Annotated in this window: 21 protein-coding genes; 13 read left to right on the top strand and 8 right to left on the bottom strand. The window is 67.7% G+C overall.

The window, feature by feature from the left end:
• Positions 1-15: 15 nt before the first annotated feature.
• Entirely contained in the window at positions 16-1,287 is a 1,272-nt protein-coding gene (locus V2L32_RS14110; protein WP_331233100.1) for an MFS transporter, read from the bottom strand.
• 105 nt (positions 1,288-1,392) lie between these two features.
• On the opposite strand from V2L32_RS14110, the gene V2L32_RS14105 reads away from it, so the two are divergent.
• Entirely contained in the window at positions 1,393-2,421 is a 1,029-nt protein-coding gene (locus V2L32_RS14105) for a tyrosine--tRNA ligase (protein WP_331233099.1), read from the top strand.
• 126 nt (positions 2,422-2,547) lie between these two features.
• On the opposite strand, the gene V2L32_RS14100 is transcribed toward V2L32_RS14105, so the two are convergent.
• Both V2L32_RS14100 and V2L32_RS14095 read right to left on the bottom strand, forming a co-directional pair.
• A complete protein-coding gene (locus V2L32_RS14100) occupies positions 2,548-3,252 on the bottom strand; it encodes a DUF429 domain-containing protein (RefSeq protein WP_331233098.1) in 705 nt (234 codons plus the stop codon).
• Between the two features lie 94 nt (positions 3,253-3,346).
• Entirely contained in the window at positions 3,347-3,664 is a 318-nt protein-coding gene (locus V2L32_RS14095) for a winged helix-turn-helix transcriptional regulator (RefSeq protein WP_331233097.1), read from the bottom strand.
• Positions 3,665-3,770: 106 nt separating this feature from the next.
• On the opposite strand from V2L32_RS14095, the gene V2L32_RS14090 reads away from it, so the two are divergent.
• The gene (locus V2L32_RS14090; protein WP_331233096.1) at positions 3,771-4,175 is read left to right on the top strand and encodes a DoxX family protein; all 405 of its coding nucleotides are present in this window, start codon (positions 3,771-3,773) and stop codon (positions 4,173-4,175) included.
• A gap of 42 nt (positions 4,176-4,217) precedes the next feature.
• Complete coding sequence (locus V2L32_RS14085; protein WP_331233095.1) at positions 4,218-4,829, top strand: VOC family protein; 612 nt, start codon at positions 4,218-4,220, stop codon at positions 4,827-4,829.
• Positions 4,830-4,961: 132 nt separating this feature from the next.
• Here the strand turns inward: V2L32_RS14085 and V2L32_RS14080 are convergent, their stop codons facing one another.
• Positions 4,962-5,354 carry an SRPBCC family protein gene (locus tag V2L32_RS14080; protein WP_331233093.1) on the bottom strand — a complete coding sequence of 131 codons (393 nt, stop codon included), beginning with the start codon at positions 5,352-5,354 and terminating at the stop codon, positions 4,962-4,964.
• A 79-nt stretch (positions 5,355-5,433) separates the two neighbouring features.
• On the opposite strand from V2L32_RS14080, the gene V2L32_RS14075 reads away from it, so the two are divergent.
• The 7 genes from V2L32_RS14075 to V2L32_RS14045 all read left to right on the top strand — a co-directional run bounded on the left by V2L32_RS14075 (position 5,434) and on the right by V2L32_RS14045 (position 11,885).
• The gene (locus V2L32_RS14075; RefSeq protein WP_331233092.1) at positions 5,434-5,748 is read left to right on the top strand and encodes a YbjQ family protein; all 315 of its coding nucleotides are present in this window, start codon (positions 5,434-5,436) and stop codon (positions 5,746-5,748) included.
• Positions 5,749-5,802: 54 nt separating this feature from the next.
• Positions 5,803-8,151 carry an ATP-dependent DNA helicase gene (locus V2L32_RS14070; protein ID WP_409348374.1) on the top strand — a complete coding sequence of 783 codons (2,349 nt, stop codon included), beginning with the start codon at positions 5,803-5,805 and terminating at the stop codon, positions 8,149-8,151.
• Positions 8,152-8,173: 22 nt separating this feature from the next.
• Positions 8,174-8,542: a hypothetical protein gene (locus V2L32_RS14065; protein WP_331233090.1), complete on the top strand. Its 369-nt coding sequence runs from the start codon at positions 8,174-8,176 to the stop codon at positions 8,540-8,542.
• Positions 8,543-8,574: 32 nt separating this feature from the next.
• Positions 8,575-8,886: a hypothetical protein gene (locus V2L32_RS14060; protein WP_331233089.1), complete on the top strand. Its 312-nt coding sequence runs from the start codon at positions 8,575-8,577 to the stop codon at positions 8,884-8,886.
• 38 nt (positions 8,887-8,924) lie between these two features.
• Positions 8,925-10,355, top strand: a complete 1,431-nt coding sequence (locus V2L32_RS14055) for an MATE family efflux transporter (RefSeq protein ID WP_331233088.1) — start codon at positions 8,925-8,927, stop codon at positions 10,353-10,355.
• 145 nt (positions 10,356-10,500) lie between these two features.
• The gene (locus V2L32_RS14050; RefSeq protein WP_331233087.1) at positions 10,501-11,160 is read left to right on the top strand and encodes a glycerophosphodiester phosphodiesterase; all 660 of its coding nucleotides are present in this window, start codon (positions 10,501-10,503) and stop codon (positions 11,158-11,160) included.
• A gap of 2 nt (positions 11,161-11,162) precedes the next feature.
• On the top strand, positions 11,163-11,885 hold the full coding sequence (locus V2L32_RS14045; RefSeq protein ID WP_331233086.1) for a glycerophosphodiester phosphodiesterase: 723 nt from the start codon (positions 11,163-11,165) through the stop codon (positions 11,883-11,885).
• Here the strand turns inward: V2L32_RS14045 and V2L32_RS14040 are convergent.
• From V2L32_RS14040 to V2L32_RS14030, 3 genes are all read right to left on the bottom strand, one after another.
• Positions 11,882-13,120: an MgtC/SapB family protein gene (locus V2L32_RS14040; protein ID WP_331233085.1), complete on the bottom strand. Its 1,239-nt coding sequence runs from the start codon at positions 13,118-13,120 to the stop codon at positions 11,882-11,884. The genes V2L32_RS14045 and V2L32_RS14040 overlap by 4 nt on opposite strands.
• Positions 13,121-13,310: 190 nt before the next feature.
• On the bottom strand, positions 13,311-13,784 hold the full coding sequence (locus V2L32_RS14035) for a peroxiredoxin (protein WP_331233084.1): 474 nt from the start codon (positions 13,782-13,784) through the stop codon (positions 13,311-13,313).
• A 31-nt stretch (positions 13,785-13,815) separates the two neighbouring features.
• Positions 13,816-14,415, bottom strand: a complete 600-nt coding sequence (locus V2L32_RS14030; protein WP_331233083.1) for a DUF6663 family protein — start codon at positions 14,413-14,415, stop codon at positions 13,816-13,818.
• Between the two features lie 70 nt (positions 14,416-14,485).
• On the opposite strand from V2L32_RS14030, the gene V2L32_RS14025 reads away from it, so the two are divergent.
• The 3 genes from V2L32_RS14025 to V2L32_RS14015 all read left to right on the top strand — a co-directional run bounded on the left by V2L32_RS14025 (position 14,486) and on the right by V2L32_RS14015 (position 16,225).
• A complete protein-coding gene (locus tag V2L32_RS14025) occupies positions 14,486-14,707 on the top strand; it encodes a hypothetical protein (RefSeq protein WP_331233082.1) in 222 nt (73 codons plus the stop codon).
• Positions 14,708-14,736: 29 nt separating this feature from the next.
• Complete coding sequence (locus tag V2L32_RS14020; RefSeq protein WP_331233081.1) at positions 14,737-14,946, top strand: hypothetical protein; 210 nt, start codon at positions 14,737-14,739, stop codon at positions 14,944-14,946.
• A gap of 295 nt (positions 14,947-15,241) precedes the next feature.
• Positions 15,242-16,225, top strand: coding sequence for a VOC family protein (locus tag V2L32_RS14015; RefSeq protein WP_331233080.1), 984 nt, complete (start codon positions 15,242-15,244; stop codon positions 16,223-16,225).
• Positions 16,226-16,684: 459 nt separating this feature from the next.
• Here V2L32_RS14015 and V2L32_RS14010 read toward each other — a convergent pair whose 3' ends face one another.
• The gene (locus V2L32_RS14010) at positions 16,685-17,047 is read right to left on the bottom strand and encodes a hypothetical protein (RefSeq protein ID WP_331233079.1); all 363 of its coding nucleotides are present in this window, start codon (positions 17,045-17,047) and stop codon (positions 16,685-16,687) included.
• Positions 17,048-17,145 lie beyond the last annotated feature (98 nt).

The raw sequence follows: 17,145 nt of genomic DNA, 5'->3' as shown, positions 1-17,145 counted from the left end.
AGGGAAAATCTCTCGCTAGTCGTCGGAGCCAGTGCCGACCCGCTCGGCGCGGGCGTCGAACCGGTCGAGCAGCGCGAGCAGCCCCACGGAGAGCGCGGCGCCGGTCAGCGCGAACCCGGCGAGGACGAGGAAGAAGGTGGCGAGACCGGGACCGTCGAGGAGGAAGCCGCCGATAGCGATCGAACCCGCGCCGAGGCCGAACTCCCCGAGGTACGTGAAGCCGTAGGAGAGTCCGCGGGTGTCGGCGGGGGTGTGGACCGCGACGGCCTCCTGGTAGAACGGCTGGATCGCGAAGAGGAAGAAGCCGACGAGCGCACAGAGCGCCACCAGCGGGAGCAGCCCCATGCCGCTCACGGGGACGAAGAGGACCGCGAGCGTGGCGAGGACCGTGAAGACGACCGCCAGTCCGCGTTCGACGGCGACCCGGTCGGTGGCCCGTCCACCGACGTACTGACCGGCCATCCCGACGACGAGGAGGTCGACGTAGACGTAGTCGGAGGGTTCGATCCCCTCGAAGCCGGCATCGATCGAGAGGTCGTCCATCGCGGGCACGTCGAGCAGGATCTCGGGGAGGTAGGTGAGGATCCCCCTGTAGAAGAGCCCCTCGAACGTGACGATGAGGAAGACGACGGCGAACGCACCCGCGAACAGCGCCCGGGAGTTCGAGACCAGGTCCGACAGCGAGAGCGCCTCGTCCGGGCCGGCAGCCTCCTCGGGGCTCGTGGCGGCGGTCGGGTCGAAGTCCGCGGAGAGGCCGTAGGCGGCGGCGAGGAGGCCGGGGATCGCGAGCGAGGCGGCGACGACCTGCCACGGGAAGAGGACCAGCAGGGTGGCGGCGACGAACGGCCCGAGCGCGATGCCGACGTTGCCGGCGATACCGTGCCAGGCGAAGACCGTGCCGCGCTCCTCGACGCCCGTGCTGATCAGCGAGAGCCCCGCGGGGTGGTAGACGCTCGCGGCGATCCCCCAGCAGACGAGGCCGATCGCGACGGTCGCGATCCCCGTCGCGAGCGCGAGCAGGAGGAAGGAGGCGCTCATACCGGCCAAACAGAGAACGATCAGGCGTTTCGTCCCGTAGCGGTCGGCGAGTATCCCGCCGGGGAGCGCGCCGAGGCCGAACGGGGCGTAGCCGAGGGCGACGACGATGCCCAGGAGCGCGACGCTCACGTCGAACTCCGAGAGCCAGACGACGAGGAAGATCGGGATCGACATCTCGAACCAGTGGACCAGCGAGTGACCGGCCATGGTGAAGCCGGCGATCGACCGGTCGTTCGCGTCGAGCGACATTCTCTACCGTATCCACGCCCGCCCGGGCTACTTAGCGCAACGGATTCGGGCACCCGAACACGGCGGATGGAACCACTTAACCCCGCGGCAGGACTCCGCGGGCACATGGACACCGACGAGCGCGCCCGTCTCGTGGGCCGGAACACGGAGGAGGTCGTCACCGACGACGAGCTCAGGGAGCTCCTCGGACGGCCCGACCCGAGCGTCTACATCGGCTACGCCCCGACCGGTGAGATGCACATCGGCCACTTCACGACGATCAGGAAGCTCGCGGACTTCCTGGAGGCCGGTCTCGACGTCACGGTACTGATAGCGGACCTCCACGCCCACCTCGACGACGAGAAGAGCCCGTTCGAGCTGCTCGACGCTCGATCTGCCTACTACCGCGAGGCGATCGAGGCGATGGTCGAGGTCGCGGGTGCCGATCCCACCCAGATCGAGTTCGTGAGAGGGACGGAGTTCGAGCTGAGCGAGGAGTACACGCTCTCGCTCTACCGCATGATGGCCGACACGACGCTCTCGCGTGCCCAGCGCGCGGGCAGCGAGGTCGTCCGTCAGTCCGACAGCCCGGCGCTCGGCGGGCTCGTCTACACGCTGATGCAGAGTCTGGACGTCGCCGCCCTCGACGCCGACATCGCCTACGGTGGCATCGACCAGCGCGGGATCTACATGCTCGCCCGCGAGGTCCTGCCCGATCACGGCCACGGGAAACCGGTCTGCGTCTTCGCGCCGCTGCTCTCGGGGCTCTCCGGCGGGAAGATGAGCGCGAGCGACGAGTCCTCGAGACTGTCGCTCACCGACGATCCCGCGGTGGTGAGAGAGAAGATCGACGGGGCGTACTGTCCGGCGGGCGAGGTGGAGGACAACGGCGTGCTGGAGTACCTCTCGTACCTGCTCTTTCCGATCCTGGAAGAGCGAGGCGAGCCGTTCGTCGTCGAGCGCCCGGAGGAGTACGGCGGGGAGCTCAGCTACGAGCGATACGACGCGCTCGAAGCCGACTTCGTCTCCGGCGAGCTCCACCCCGCGGATCTCAAGGGCGCGACTGGAGACTGCCTCGCCGAGGTTCTCGCGCCGATCAGAGAGCGGTTTGCGGGCTCGGAGCTGCTCGCCGAGGCCTACCCGGACGAGTACTGAACCGTTCCCCGAACGGGAAGTGGTCTTCTTGCCAGGTTCTATCGTTTCTCAGAGGAGGGTCGGCGTTTCCTTCGTGCCTCTCCGCCGATGGAGCACCCTCGCAGGTCGGATCGACGGTGGTGATCCTCACGGATCGGGGTAGACGATCCGCATCGGCAGGCCGTGGGCGTCGGTCGGCGGGATTTCGGGGACCGACGCGAGGTCGCCCGTGGCTCCCGAGACGGCCAGGGCGAGGGCGTCGAGCGCGTCGTCCCTGCTCACCTCCTTCCTCAGAAAGCGGTCGAGCACGTGGTCGTAGATCGCCTCGCTCCCCTCGAACCGTGAGGAGAGCACCGCGAGCCGTTCGTCGAGACCGCCCGGGTCCTGTTTCGAGTGCGCCATGGGTTCACCCCCGTTCAGCCCCGCGAAACAGAGCTCCGGGTGGGCCTCGGCGACCGTCCCCCGTGCGCGTGGCTCCGAACGGAGCAGCCGATCGACCTCGCGAATGCGCGGCGCGAGCGCCCAGCTCTGGATCGAGATCCGGTTTCCGACCAGCCGCTCGTTCACGACGCTGGCGGCCTCGCGATCCTCGCAGGCGAGCGCCGCCCGCGTCGGCACGGGGAAGACCGAGGACCCACGAGCGCCGAGGCGGTCCCTCGCGGCCCGATCGCAGTCCCGTGGGGCGTCCTCGGGCAGCCCGATCGGGACGTCGACGAGTATCAGCTCCGCAGCCCCGTACTCGCTCCAGAGCGCCTCGAACGACTCGAAGAGCCGGCACACCCACTCACCGCCCCGGATTCCGACCACAAGCCAGCCGCCCGGCGCGCCGTCGACGCCGACGATCAGGCTCACGATCGGCCGCTCAAACGGACTGCTGTGACTTCTTTACCGCTGGGACCGAACGACGGGTACCGGTCCCACCGGTACGGACGGAGGGCAGTCCGTATCAGAGCCACTCGTCGGCCCAGGCGACGATCTCGTCGAAGACCGGACAGAGCGAGAAGCCCTTCTCGGTGAGCTCGTAGTAGGTCGCGATCGGCGAGTCGGTCTCGACGCGACGCTCGACGAAGCCCGTCTCCTGGAGGTCCTCCAGCACGCGCGAGAGCGTGCGCGAACTCGCGCCGGTCGACCGTTTGAGCTCGTTGAACCGCTTCTCGCCGTCCTGGAGGTCGTGGAGCACGATCAGTCGCCACTGCGAGCCGATCTGCTCGACGGAGTCGATCACCGGACAGAACTCGCCTTCCTCCTCCGCGTGCGATGACATCGGTGTTACCTGCTGACGCCTTTGTTATGGAAGCGATATATAGGTTCCGTTGCGTACCAGGTAACGTGATGATACTGAAACTGCGGACGGCGAACCGGGGAGCGAGATGCTGAGCGGGATCGAGGGAGGGTTGCTCCTCGTCGCGCGGGTCGCCTTCGGCGGCGTGCTCGCGTTCACAGGACTGAATCACTTCCTCGACGGGGAGTCGATGGCCGGCTACGCCGAGGCGAAGGGGCTTCCGGCACCGAGGCTCGCGGTCGTGCTCTCGGGCGGAATGCTGCTCTTCGGCGGGCTGGCGATCGCCCTGGGCGTCCTCCCGCTGCTCGGTGCGGGCGCGATCGTCCTGTTCCTGCTCGTCGCGACGCCCACGATGCACGACTTTTGGGCGGCACCCGAAGAGCAGCGGCAGTCTGAGATGACCGCGTTCCTGAAGAACGTGGGGTTGCTCGCCGGTGCGCTGGCGTTTATGCTCCTGGCGAGCCTCTCCTGGCCGTACGCACTCCTCGCGTGAGTTCGCGAGCGAACCGACCCCACGATCACGAACCCAATCCACATGACAGACGACATCCCAGTCACCGCGGAGCTGCCCGAGAGCGTCATCCGAGTAACCGGCACCGACCACATCACGCTGATCGGCAGCAACGTCGAGGACACGATCGAGTACTACCGGGACGTCCTCGGCATGCCGCTCGTGCTGCGACAGCCGAACCTCGACCAGCCGGAGGTGACCCACCTCTTCTTCGACACCGGCGACGGCCGGATGTTGACCTTTTTCGTCACCGAGGACAGGCCCTCCCACCAGGGGCCACAGCGTCCGGGCGTCGGTGCGGTCCACCACCTCGCGTTCTCGATCCCCCCTGAGGAGTTCATCTCCACGAAAGAGCGCCTGGACGAGGCGGGCTACCGCTACAACGAGTTCGACCGCGGGGCGTTTCACTCGCTGTACACCAGCGATCACAACGGTCTCGTGATCGAACTTGCGACCGACAAGTACGACATTCCCGACGACCGCCGCGGCGAGGTGCTCGCGCTCGCCCAGAAGACGCGCGTCGAGGCCGGTGCACGCTACGTCGACGACGAGCACGTCGAGGCCGCACTGGAGGAACTCGGCCTCGAGGTCGACCCCCACGAACTGCCCGACGCACCGACCGGCGCCGGGATCTGATACGGACTGCTGAACGTCCACCGTTCAGCCTGGTACCCACCTCTCGACCCGAGGGCTACACAGGGACAGCAGTTCGTACGAACCGAGGTCGATCCCTCGGAGTTCGGAAAAGCCGGTGTCCGGGGTCGAATTTCACCCCACCATCTCCTCGATCCGATCCAGCGCCCGCTCACACACGGGCACGTACCCCACGCCCCACAGCGGCAGTTCGAACCCCACGCGACAGCTCCCGTTGTACGGCTCGACGCGGTGGCCGGTCGCAGGGATCTGCGCGACGCGCCAGGTCCAGCGCAGGTCCCGACAGGAGGTGATCTCGAAGGGGACCCAGATGGTCCCGGCGACCTGAACACGACCGGTCGACCCCTCCCGGATGAATCGACGAGAACACTCCACGTCCGTCACCGAGGGTCCCCACTCGGGCCACCGGTGGGTGTCGACCAGCAGTTTCCAGGCGACCTCCGCCGGGGCGTCGACGGTCCTGGAGACGAGCAGTCGCCGGCCGTCCGCGGTCCAGAGGAGCTCCATACACCACTATCGACCGCGATCGACAAACCACTCGCGCCCGGCCGAAGGCGATTTGTATCAGGTGTCTAGAACCGTCAGTATGGAGCTGACGACGACCGAAAGCGTTCCGGGACGAGAGATCACCGAGAGTTTGGGCCCGGTGACGGGCAACACGGTGCGAGCGAAGAACGCCTTTCGCGACTTCACACAGGGGATCAGGAACATCACCGGTGGGGAGCTGAAGGCGTACACCGACCTGTTGAGCGAGGCACGAACCGAGGCGCTCTCGAGAATGGCGGCGGAGGCCGATGAGATGGGCGCGGACGCGGTAGTGAATATCCGCTACGAGACCTCACAGATCGCCGAAGGAGGATCGGAGATCCTCGCCTACGGCACCGCGGTGCGGCTCCGGTAGGCGCGCTCGGGACCAGGGGTTCTTATCGGAGAGCGATCCAGACACGACAGCCCTATGCAGCGCGACCCGGGAGGAGTGAGTGTGACCTGGCGGGAGATCTTCGGACACGACGAGCCCTACGACAGCCAGACGGAGGGGATCGAGACGGCGATCGGGGTGGGGCAGGAACACGGATACACGGTGATCGAGGGCGCCTGCGGGACGGGCAAGACGATGCTCGCGCTCACCGCGGGGCTCTCGCTCGTCCGGGATCCCGGTACGGAGTACGAGCGGGTGCTCGTGCTGACGAGCGTGAAACAGCAGCTCAGACAGTTCGAGGAGGACGTCCGGACGATCAACGCGGGGCTCCCCGAGGACTGGACGCCCGTTTCTGGACTCACGCTCGTCGGGAAGGCCGACGTCTGTCCGTACAGCCGCGAGCGCGAGGCCGGGATCAGTAGGAAAAACGTCTACGACCGCTGCGAGACGCTCCGGGACCGGACCCGCGACCTCTCGGGAAACGGCGGGCCGACGACGGCCGCGACGCTCGCCACGGAGGCGCGAAGCCAGCAGGTGGGGCTCGCGGACTCGGGAGCGAGCGGGGGCGTGGACTACCTGGAGACGGCGGGCGAGCCCGCACCCTACCCGACGCACCTGCCGGAGTACGACGACGTCGCTTTCTGTCCGTTCTACGCCGAGTACCTCGACGCGCTTCCCGACGACGGCGAGCGGGTCGAGGCGGTGCCGTTCGATCTCACCGAGGTGGGAATGATCGACCCGGACGAGCTCGTCGGGCTCTCGGTCTCACACGGCACCTGCCCGCACTCGATGATGGGTGCGCTGCTCTCGGAGGTCGAGGTCGTCGTCGGCAACTACTACCACGCCTTCGACCCGACGACGCTCGCGGCGTTCACCGGGGGGCTGCTCGACGAGTCGACCTTCCTCGTCTGCGACGAGGCGCACATGCTCGAACCGCGGGTTCGAGAGCTGGTCAGCGACGGGGTGGGCGACACGACGCTCAGGGACGCCGAGAGCGAGCTCACGCGGGTGATCCAGCCGCTCAAGTTCGACGATGAGGGAAGCGAGACGACTGACGCCGAACTCGTGAGAGCCGAGCTCGCGGAGGGGGAGGTCACGCTCGCCGAACTCGAACGGACCCGCGGGTTCGTTCGCGACCTGCGCGGTGAGATCGACCGCAGAGTGCGAGAACACCTCGACCACGAGCACCCGGCCTGGCGCTCCGACCCCACCTCACTCCCCGACGAGGAGATCCCGTTGCGCGAGCCGGAGGTGCCCGAACCGGACGGGATCAGCGAGTGGGCCGAGCGCGAGGGCTACGGCGGGGGCGTCTGGGTACGCTCGCACGCGGTCGGTGCGGTCGTCGAACGGGTGCTGAACGAGGCCGACGACGAGGAGCGGACGCGGGCGGCACCGCTCGTCGGTCGGGTGCTCGGCGAGTGGTACCGTGCCGACCACGAGCGCTACTTCCGGGAGATCGAACTCGATCGGACCTGGAACGAACTCGAACCGGCTGACTCCTGGCGACGGCCCTACTCGGCACGCCTCGCGCTGCACAACTGTGTCCCCGGCGACGCGATCGCCGAGCGCCTCGCAGAGTTCGGCGGCGGCATCCTGATGAGCGCGACGCTCGAACCGTTCTCGGTCTTCCGGCGGGTGACGGGTCTCGACGACCTGCGCGAGGGCGGCCGACCGGTCGAGGAGCGTGTCTACCCGCTCGCCTTCCCCGAGGAGAACCGAGAGAGCTTCGCGGTGGCCGCCCCGAAGTTCACCTACGGGAACCGGGGGCCGGTCGGGGAGGCGAACGACGTCCGGCGGCACTACGCCGACCTGCTCTCGGAGGTCTGTTCACTCCCCGGCAATACACTGATAGGAATGCCGAACTACGCCGAGGCGGAGTGGGCCGCCGGAGCGCTCGGTGCACGGGTCGAGAAGACCGTCCTCCTCGACGAGTCCTCGGGCGACGACACAACCGAGGGACTCAAACGAGAGTTCTTCGCGGGGGAGGGGAAGGTGCTCGTCACGAGTCTCCGAGGAACGCTCACCGAGGGCGTCGACTACCGGGGTGATCGGCTCTCTGCGGCCGCGGTCTGCGGGGTGCCGATCGTGAACACGGCGAGCCCCAGAACCCGTGCGGTGCGGGCTGCCTACGACCGCGTCTTCGGCAACGGCTTCGAGTACGCGCTCACCGTTCCCGCGGTGCGGAAGGCACGACAGGCGGTCGGACGGGTGATCAGAGGCGAAGAGGAGGTCGGCGTCCGGGTGTTCCTCGACGAGCGCTACGCCCGCGACTCGTGGGACAGCGTCCGGGGCTACCTCCCGGAGGGCGAACGCGAGGAGTTCCAGCCGGTGAGCCCGGACATGCTCTCGCTGGGGCTCGAGCGCTTTTCGGAGCGAGGCCTTTAATCCCAGCGTCCCTACGAGGGGTATGTTCGCCGACGAGGACGAGGTGATCGAGCAGGTCGGCTACCGGCTGATGAGCCAGGGCGTCTACTTCCAGTCGGTCGAGGAGCGGGGAGGGGAGCTCCGGATCGAGTACGAGACGGTCGCGCCGGGCGAGGGTATCCCCCGCCAGCAGATGGGCCGGGTGATCAACACGTTCCGCGACGCGATCGAGGAGGGCTGGGAGCCGACCGGTCTCCACGTTGCAGTCTACGACACGGACGGGGAGTTCAGGGGGCGCTGGGGGATGGAGGCGGAGTGGCTCCGGTCGCTTGAGGCGGAGGAGTTGACCGAGGTCGAGTTCTCCCGGCGCGTGCTCTCGACGGTCTCGTTCGACGAGCGAGAAGACAGTTAACCGTCGGGCACCCCGTCCGAACCGAGTCCCCGATGTGCCTGCTCTCGACCTGCCGACGCTCCCCCGCGAGGGGGTCGCCGTACTGCGAGGGCCACGCCTGGCTCGACCCGAGCGTCGACCCGCTCGACAGCGCGGTCTCGGAGGTGACCGAGACGATCCGCAAGCGGTGGGACGACCTCGCCGAACGCCACGCCGGAAAGCGCTACCGTCTTCACCGGACTCGGGCACTACGGATCGCCCGACCGGTCGCGCTCGCCTGGGACGTCCCCACGAGCGAGGTGCTCGCCGGCGCCAGGGAGCGGCTGCTCGCGGAGCTCGACCTCGTCTCGCTCTCGGTGGAGTGAACCGGAACGCGAAAGGCGGAGAGGCCGAACCGTGAGCCGTGCGCGGCGTTCTCGTCCGGGCCGGTGGATCGCTCGCGCGCTCGCTCGATCGCGCGGGCGTGATCGCGGAGCACCGGCTCCGCCCGACGCTCTCGCTCGCGTGGCCACGGGTGCTGACCGGCGTCGCGCTGATGAGCAAGCAGACCGCGGACGTGGCGATGGTCGGTCTCGTCCTCGGACCGCCCGCGATCGCCGGCCTCGCGTTCGCCTATGCCTTCTGGGGGATCGTCACGTTCCTCGCGATCGGGCTCGCCGGCGGGACGATCGCGCTCGTCAGCCAGCACTACGGCGCCGAACGGTTCGACCGCGCGGAGCTGGCGGTGAAGGCGAGCCTGGTGCTGTCGGTGGCCATCTCGATCCCGCTCTCGGCCGCCTACGTTGTCGGCGCGGCGTCGCTGATCGGGCTGCTCTCCTCGGACCCGGCGGCGATCGGCTACGGCACCGCCTACCTCGCGGTCCTCGCCCCCGCGGCGGTCTTCGAGTTCCTCAACATGATCGTCTCGCGCACCTACGCGGCGATCGGCGACACGTACACCCCGATGATCGTCCGCGTCGCGGGCGGTCTCCTCAACATCACGCTCAACGCGATCTTCATCTTCGGCCTCGAGATGGGCGTCGTCGGCGCGGCGCTCGGGACCGGCATCTCGCTCGCGGCCGTGACCGTCGCCTTCGCGTGGGGGATCGTCGGGAACCGGTATCCGGTGATCGACCGACCACCGCTCCCGGTCCCGGTCACCCGCTCCCGGCCGCACGTGGAGGGTCCGCTCACGAGACAGCTCCTCTCGATCTCGCTCCCCCTGATGGGCCGACGCGCGGCCGAGACGGCGCTGATCTTCCCGCTGCTCGCCATCGCGGGCACGTTCGGCACGTCGGTCGTCGCGGCGCTCGAGATCGGACGGCGGGTGCGGGGGCTGATCGACAGCCTGAGCTGGGGCTTCTCGATCGCTGCGAGCACGCTCGTCGGGCAGACCCTCGGTCGCGAGGACGAGGCGGAGGCGGAGGCCTACGGACGGGAGATCCTCCGCTTCTCGCTCTCGTGTTACGTACTGCTCGCGGTCTGTGTGATTGCGCTCGCGAACCCGATCGCGGGGGTCTTCACGGACGACCCGGAGACGCTCTCGCTCGCGATGGTCTTCGTCGCCGTCGGCGCGGTGAGCGTCCTCGGTCTCGGCCTCGACGGATCGGTCACCGGGGCGCTCCGCGGCGCGGGCGACACCCGCTTCCCCTTCCTCGCGACGGTCGTGGGGATGTACCTCGTCGCGCTCCCGGTCGCGTACGCGGGGACACTCGGCCTCGGTCTCGGCGTCGCCGCGCTCTACGTCGCGATGGTCGCCGAGACCGTCGTCCCCGCCCTGCTCAACTACTACCGGTTCGGGACCGGGAAGTGGAAGTCGGTAAGCCGGGGGTACAGGGAGACGCCGGGCGACTGAGCGGCCGCCGTGGCCGACTCGATCCGATACGATCGCTCGCTTCCACCGGAGCCCGGAGCTCTCGGGAGCGCTCGCGTGTCGACCCGTGCCGTCCGTACCGCCGAGACGAAAGCGGCTTAGGCTCCGGGTCCGTGAGTCGAGGTGAATGCGGATCGTCGCCCACCGTGGCTGTGCGGATCAGTACCCCGAGAACACGGTCGGTGCGGTCCGGGCCTGCTCGCCCCACGTCGACATGATCGAGGTCGACGTCAGACGGTGCGGGTCGGGCGAGCTCGTCGCCTTCCACGACCAAAACCTCTCGCGGCTCACCGGCGTCGACCGGCGCGTCGACGTCACCGACTACGAGGAGATGAGCGAGTTCGAGATCCTCGACTCGGGCGAGCGGATCCCGACGCTCTCCGAGCTCCTCGGTTCCGTCCCCGACGGCGTCGGTCTCAACCTCGAGCTCAAGCGGGCCGGGATGGCGCGGGAGCTCCTCCGGACGATCGAGGGGATCGAGAACGAGGTCCTGGTCTCGTCGTTCGTCCCCGAGGCGCTCTGGGAGCTCAGAGGGCACGACGACGAGGTCGGCCTCGCGCCGGTCTTCTCGGAACGACCCGAGGAGAACACCGACCTCGCGGTCGAGCTCGACGCCGTCATGGTCCACCCCGAGTTCGACCTCTGTCTGGAGAACGGCCTCGTGGAGCGAGCTGCCGACCACGACCTCGAGGTGAACGCTTGGAGCGTCTCGACGCTCTCGGAGGCGCGGACGCTCGCGGCCGCCGGCGTCGACGGTCTCATCACCGACCGGTGGGACCTCCTCTGACGGTGCGGCTGATCGCTCACCGTGGCTTCGCGGGCGAACACCCCGAGAACACCCTCGCCGCCGTCCGCGCCACCGCTCGGCTCGCCGACGCGATCGAGATCGACGTCAGGCGGTGTGGGTCGGGCGAGCTCGTCGCCTTCCACGACCGGAACCTCTCGCGGCTCACCGGCGTCCGGAAACCCCTCGCGGAGACGCCCTACGACGAACTCGGGGAGCTCTCGGTGCTCGATTCGGGCGAGCACGTCCCACGACTCGAGGAGGTGTTCGAGGCGCTCTCGCCCGACGTCGAGGTGATCCCCGAGCTGAAAGAGCCCGGTCTGCTCGACGACGTCGTCGACCTCGCGACCCGGAACGGTCACGACCCGCTGGTCTCGGCCGCCGACCCTGGCGCACTCTCGGAGGCCCGATCGGTCGATGGGGAGATTCGCCGCGCGCTGGTCGTCCCCGGATCGCTCCCGGTGCAGCTGCTCGAACCGGTCGTCCCCGGCCACCCGAACTGGCTCTACGCCCGCGAGGACGTGCGGCGAGCGATCGGACTCGCCGACCGGCTCGGCTGCGAGGCGATCCACCCCCGTCTCGGGCTCCCGCTCGCGACCGACCTCGTCGAACGCGCACACGGGGCCGGCCTGCGCGTCGAGGCGTGGACGGCGACGACCGAGCGGGAGTTCAGACGGCTGCGCGTCGCGGGCGTCGACGGAGTGATCGCGGACCGGCCGTTCGGTTAGGCGAGCACGACTACCGCGGCGGTCGCGAGCGCGCCGACCGCGATCAGCGCTGCACTCGCCATCCCGACGGGTCTGACGATCGATCGGCGCATCGAAGCGGCGAGGGCGACCTTCGTGGCGACGCTCACAGCTGTGGCGACGACGACGCCGATCGCGGCGGTCGTCGGTGCGAGCTGGCCGTTACCCACGAGGACGACCGCGGTGGTCGCGACCGATCCCGACGAGACGAGCCCGCCGAGCGCGCTCGTGAGCACGAAACCGGCCTCGCCGACGGTGGCCTGGGCGGCCGCCGAGGCGACGAGCACGACGAGGAAGAGCGTGCCGAACTTCAGCGCGGATTTGAGGCTGAACGGCGAGTCGAACTCCGCATCGAACCCGCCGGACCAGTCCCCGACCCGCAGGGAGATCGCGACCCCCGCGAGCGTCATCAGGACCAGCGGGAGGCCGACGAGCAGCGCGAGTTCGGGGAGAAAGAGCACGACGATCACGGCGTTACGGAACGACATCGCCGAGATGGCGAGCAGGATTCCGCCGACGGCGAGGCGGTCGAACCCGTCCTCGCCGGTCCGGGAGGCGAGTTCGCCGACGACCGCCGTCGAGTTCACCAGCCCGCCGAGGAAGCCACTGAGGCCGATCCCCTCCGCGCCGTAGGTCTGGATCAGCACGTAGTTGGCGAACCCGATAGCGCTCATCGCGATGACGAGCAGCCAGACGGTGCGAGGGTCGATCGCGTTCCACGGCCCGAGCGGCTCCGTCGGGAGCAGTGGGTAGACGACGAACGCGAGGATGGCGAGCTCGCTCGCGCTCCTGACCTCCTCGTGCGAGAGCTCGCGCGCGAAGCCGTGGAGCTCGCGCTTTAACACGAGCAACAGCGAGGAGAGCAGCGCGACGACGACGCCCTCGAGCTCGTAGCCCGAGGCGACGAGGATGCCGACGCCGTAGGCGACGAGGAGGCTGACGCTCGTCGTGAGCGAGAGACCGTGGTCCTCCTCGAACAGCCCACGAACCCCCATGAACACCCCCTGGGCGACGACGAGCAGCCCGCCGACGACGAGGAGGGGCTCGTGACCGAGGATGGTGAACACGGCGCCCGCGAGTGTGATCAGCGCGAACGTCCGGATGCCCGCGGCCTTCCCCGACCACTCGCGTTCCAGCCCGAGGAAGGTGCCCAGCGCCGTCGCCAGCAGGAGCTGGATCACCGTCGGACTGACCGATGCGAGCAGCTCGTCCAGCATTACTATGTAGAGTATATACTGCTATGTACCTATGCGTTACGCCTGCACCGAAACGGACGCAGTAGGCCGAGGTCGTGTTGGACGGGGGATCGGAGGCGTGGTCGATCCGTATCTACCGCGAGGAGTACGACATACGATATTATCTATATACTCTATGTATTCGGGAAGGGCCCGTGTCGACCCCTCCCGATCACGGTCGGTCTTCGGACCTCCCGGCGTCGAGGTCGGCGAGGATCTCCTCGGCGTGACCCTCCGGGGAGACGCCCTCGTAGGCGGCGACGACCGTCCCGTCGTCGATCACGTACGTGTTCCTGAACGTGCCGTCGAAGACGTTCCCGAACATCTCCTTCTCGCCGTAGGAGTCGTAGGCGCTCGCGACCTCGCCGTCGGGATCGCTGAGCAGTCGGAACGGCAGGTCGTAGCTCTCGGCGAACGACGCGAGGTCGGAGACGGGGTCGTCGCTGATCCCGAGCACCGCGATCCCCCGCTCGTCGAACTCCTCGTACCGGTCCCGGAAGCCACAGGCCTCGGTCGTACAGCCGGGGGTGTCGGCTCTGGGGTAGAAGTAGACGACGACGGGGCCGTCGAACTCCTCGGAGCTCACCGTCTCGCCGTGCTGGTCCTCGAGTGCGAACGCCGGGGCCTCCTCGCCTACGTCGAGCATACGCGCAGTGAACGGCCGACCCTCCAAACCGTTACGGTCCGTCGCCGCTCTCGGGTTCGGTCGGTCGCGGACGACCGTAGGTCTCTCTCACGGTCTCCGCGAGCGTCGATCCCCTCCGGGCGACGAGGTAGACCAGCACGAACTCGACCTCGGGCGACCGGATGACGAAGGCTTCGTGTGGAGGGTCGGCGTGCTCGCCGAGCCGTTCGAACAGCGGCTCGATCGGGAGCGTCCCCGTGGCGAACTCGTCGAAGACCTCACGCGCGCCACCGTCGGCGAAGGCGTAGAGCGCACCGTTCGCCACCCCGTCCGTGCTGTAGGTGGTCCGAGAGCCGACCGCCTCGCCCGCCCGCCGGGTCTCCACACAGAGCTCGCGTGCGAGCGCGAACAGCGGCTCCGCACCGTCGACGAACTCGATCAGGCTCCGCTCGCGCACGCTCGCCTCGATCAGCTCCGCTCGGCCATCGTCCCAGGTGACGGTCCCGTCGATCAGGTATCCGGGACGAACCCCTCCGGTCCGCTCGGTGGGTTCGACCGTCGTCGCTTCTATCGTCTCCACGTCCACGAGGATCAGTCCCTCGCCGTGTGGGTCCTCCAGCACGCGGAAGCGGCCCTCGCTCGTCGGTCGCACGGGGTCACGTCGGGGCGAGTGGGCAAAAGCCGACCGAAAGCCACTCGCCGGGGGAGGGGGAAGGGGACGTATGCGCCAGTCGACGTACGTCCGCCTCGGCCTGCTCGCGTTCGGGCTGATCCTCGCGACGTTCGTCGTCCGCGGGACGACACGGCTCGTGATCGGTGACCGGACGTCGATGCTGCTCTCGCTCCCCTTCGGGCTCGCGGCGCTCGCGCTCCTCTGTCTGCTGTTCGCGCTCGCGATGCTCTCGGTCACCAGGCTCCGACCGATCGAACCCGACGGCGAGTGATATAGGTAGCCGGAGGGTCCACCCTCGTCATGGACAGAGCCGGTGCGGCGCTCGGTGGGCTCGCGTTCGCCGTCCTGATCTTCGGCGGGTTCGTCGCCATGCGCTGGGTCACGCGCCTGCTGTACGCCACCTACCGCTTCGCCGAGACGATGGGACTGCTGCTGTTCGCGCTGTTGCTGGGCTACCTCCTCTACCGGATCCTCCTCGGGAGTTCGGACGACCCTCGTCGAGGGCTCTAGTGCCGTTTTAAGCGTGATCTGTTGGGTGTAGCTGACGGAGTTCGATAGGGACTGTCGTGAGCGTGTTCGGTATCGATCTCTCCGAACGAGAAGCAGCCATCCCATCAGACCCCACCGCGAAAATCCGAACTGACCGGGAAGATCGTTCACTTTCGCCCTGCTTGGCTCGTATATACCCTCTCCAGAACCCTTCCTTCTAGTGGAGCAACCCTCCGGCAGAGCGGGTCGCGAGCGAGGTAGATCGGTAGGTGGAGCAACTGAAGATTGGAGGGGACTCACAACGAAAGACACGACGATGACTACCACCGACGTAAACGCCGAAACAGGAATGCAAGAGAACCCGATCCGATCGCCGATCGGCGACGGGGGAAGTGCGATGCAGAAGATCACCCCGAACCTCTGGTTCGACGGAAACGCAGAAGACGCGGTGACTCGGTACACGAGTCTATTCGACGACGCGAAGATTGGAACCATCAGTCGCTACGACGAAGCGTCAGCGAACGCCTCCGGCCAGCCGGAAGGAAGCGTCTTGACGGTAGAATTCGGGCTGGAAGGTCAGGCGTTCGTCGCGCTCAACGGTGGACCCCAATTTCCGTTCACTCCCGCGATATCGTTTATCGTCAACTGCCCCACCCGAGACGCGGTGGACGACCTGTGGGCGCATCTGTCGCCTGGGGGTGAGCAGCTGATGCCCCTCGGTTCGTATCCGTTCAGCGACCGATACGGCTGGACCACCGACGAGTTCGGCGTGTCGTGGCAGCTGATCTACGCTGACGACGTCCCGAAGCGGAAAATCGTCCCATCGTTGATGTTCGTCGGCGATAGGTGTGGCCAGGCCGAAGAAGCGATCAGCTTCTATACGTCGATATTCGATGACGCAGAGGTCGGTGCTATCGCCCGCTACGGTCCGGACCAGCATCCTGACGGGGAAGGTACGGTCATGTTCGCCGACTTCACGCTCTGCGGTCAGCGGTTCGCCGCGATGGACAGCGCTCGAGAACACGGCTTCGACATCAACGAATCGATCTCGTTCATCGTCGGCTGTGCGAACCAGAAAGAGGTCGACTACTTCTGGGAGGCACTCACTGCCGACGGCGGTGAGGAGGGACAGTGCGGCTGGCTCGAAGACAGGTACGGCATGTCCTGGCAGATCGTCCCGACACTCCTCCCCGAACTCCTCCAAGACGAGGATGCCGAAAAAGCAGCTCGAGTCATGGAGGCGATGTTGAAGATGGAGAAGCTCGACATAGCGGACCTAGAGGAGGCATATGACCGATAGTTCGGAAGGAACATCCATCCAGACGAGGAACTCGGCGCCTCTGCAGGCCACGCGCTCGACGGTGCGAGCATCACGACGCTCGACCAGCTAGCCGACCTCCCCGAGAGGGACGTCGAGGAGCTACACGAGATCGATCCAAGCGCGCTCGAAACACCCCGCGAGGCGATCGAGACGCACGGTACGTCGTTTTGAGAGGGCGTCTGATGACGACGGAATCGTCAACCGAGGGTGCGAGCACGGAAGTCACGAGAGTCGCCCAAGCGCCCCGCGAAGCGAAGTATCGAGCCTTTCTCGATCCGGATGTCCATCGTGACTCGCACCGGAAGGATAAGCGACCACGCACATCGCTTCGACCCTCACGAGGGTGGCGAGTTCCGCATCTCGCTGATGTACCAGAATCCGTCGGATTCCCGGGTGGGGCGGGTGGCATTAACCTTGCAGTTTAGGGCTGAAGCGGCTCTAGTCCGTCTCACAGCAGACGGTCCACTCAACGTCGCTCTCCGAGCGGAGCCGGTCGAAGAACGCCGAGAGCGCCCGCTCGTCGGTGTCGGGGAGCAGCTGGAGCTGCACGGAATCGGCGGCGACGACGACCCGGAAGAGGCTTCCGACCTCGTGGTCGCAGACGAGGTAGACCGGGAGCGGGAGGTCGAACCAGTCCCCGGCGGTGTACCGCTCGGCGTCGAGCACGTCCTCGACCCACCGCTCGACGGGGCCGTCCTCCGGCGAGAGCGTGTAGACTACCCTCCCGGCGTACTCGACGCCTCCGTCGTCGAGCACGCGCTCCGGACGGGTCGGCGCGTCGAACGCGGGGTCGTCGCTCATCGAGCGCTGTTATCGCCCCGCCGACCTAAACCCAGCGGCCGGGCGGAAAACGGGGCCACTGGAGGTCCGAGCGGCCGAGAGAGACCTCACGGGACCTG

The sequence above is a fragment of the Halalkalicoccus sp. CGA53 genome, assembly GCF_036429475.1.
GTDB lineage: Archaea > Halobacteriota > Halobacteria > Halobacteriales > Halalkalicoccaceae > Natronorarus > Natronorarus salvus.
This window is presented reverse-complemented; position numbering and strand designations above follow the sequence as displayed.

What these genes read in the sequence shown, in the direction of transcription:
- V2L32_RS14035 (WP_331233084.1), bottom strand. Translation starts at nt 13,784, where the DNA reads ATGCTCGACGTAGGCGAGGAGGCCCCGGCGTTCGCACTCGAGGACCAG.
- V2L32_RS14025 (WP_331233082.1), top strand. Translation starts at nt 14,486, where the DNA reads ATGCGCCAGTCGACGTACGTCCGCCTCGGCCTGCTCGCGTTCGGGCTG.
- V2L32_RS14090 (WP_331233096.1), top strand. Translation starts at nt 3,771, where the DNA reads ATGCTGAGCGGGATCGAGGGAGGGTTGCTCCTCGTCGCGCGGGTCGCC.
- V2L32_RS14105 (WP_331233099.1), top strand. Translation starts at nt 1,393, where the DNA reads ATGGACACCGACGAGCGCGCCCGTCTCGTGGGCCGGAACACGGAGGAG.
- V2L32_RS14080 (WP_331233093.1), bottom strand. Translation starts at nt 5,354, where the DNA reads ATGGAGCTCCTCTGGACCGCGGACGGCCGGCGACTGCTCGTCTCCAGG.
- V2L32_RS14010 (WP_331233079.1), bottom strand. Translation starts at nt 17,047, where the DNA reads ATGAGCGACGACCCCGCGTTCGACGCGCCGACCCGTCCGGAGCGCGTG.
- V2L32_RS14095 (WP_331233097.1), bottom strand. Translation starts at nt 3,664, where the DNA reads ATGTCATCGCACGCGGAGGAGGAAGGCGAGTTCTGTCCGGTGATCGAC.
- V2L32_RS14085 (WP_331233095.1), top strand. Translation starts at nt 4,218, where the DNA reads ATGACAGACGACATCCCAGTCACCGCGGAGCTGCCCGAGAGCGTCATC.
- V2L32_RS14070 (WP_409348374.1), top strand. Translation starts at nt 5,803, where the DNA reads ATGCAGCGCGACCCGGGAGGAGTGAGTGTGACCTGGCGGGAGATCTTC.
- V2L32_RS14065 (WP_331233090.1), top strand. Translation starts at nt 8,174, where the DNA reads ATGTTCGCCGACGAGGACGAGGTGATCGAGCAGGTCGGCTACCGGCTG.
- V2L32_RS14110 (WP_331233100.1), bottom strand. Translation starts at nt 1,287, where the DNA reads ATGTCGCTCGACGCGAACGACCGGTCGATCGCCGGCTTCACCATGGCC.
- V2L32_RS14020 (WP_331233081.1), top strand. Translation starts at nt 14,737, where the DNA reads ATGGACAGAGCCGGTGCGGCGCTCGGTGGGCTCGCGTTCGCCGTCCTG.
- V2L32_RS14050 (WP_331233087.1), top strand. Translation starts at nt 10,501, where the DNA reads ATGCGGATCGTCGCCCACCGTGGCTGTGCGGATCAGTACCCCGAGAAC.
- V2L32_RS14060 (WP_331233089.1), top strand. Translation starts at nt 8,575, where the DNA reads ATGTGCCTGCTCTCGACCTGCCGACGCTCCCCCGCGAGGGGGTCGCCG.
- V2L32_RS14040 (WP_331233085.1), bottom strand. Translation starts at nt 13,120, where the DNA reads ATGCTGGACGAGCTGCTCGCATCGGTCAGTCCGACGGTGATCCAGCTC.
- V2L32_RS14075 (WP_331233092.1), top strand. Translation starts at nt 5,434, where the DNA reads ATGGAGCTGACGACGACCGAAAGCGTTCCGGGACGAGAGATCACCGAG.
- V2L32_RS14015 (WP_331233080.1), top strand. Translation starts at nt 15,242, where the DNA reads ATGACTACCACCGACGTAAACGCCGAAACAGGAATGCAAGAGAACCCG.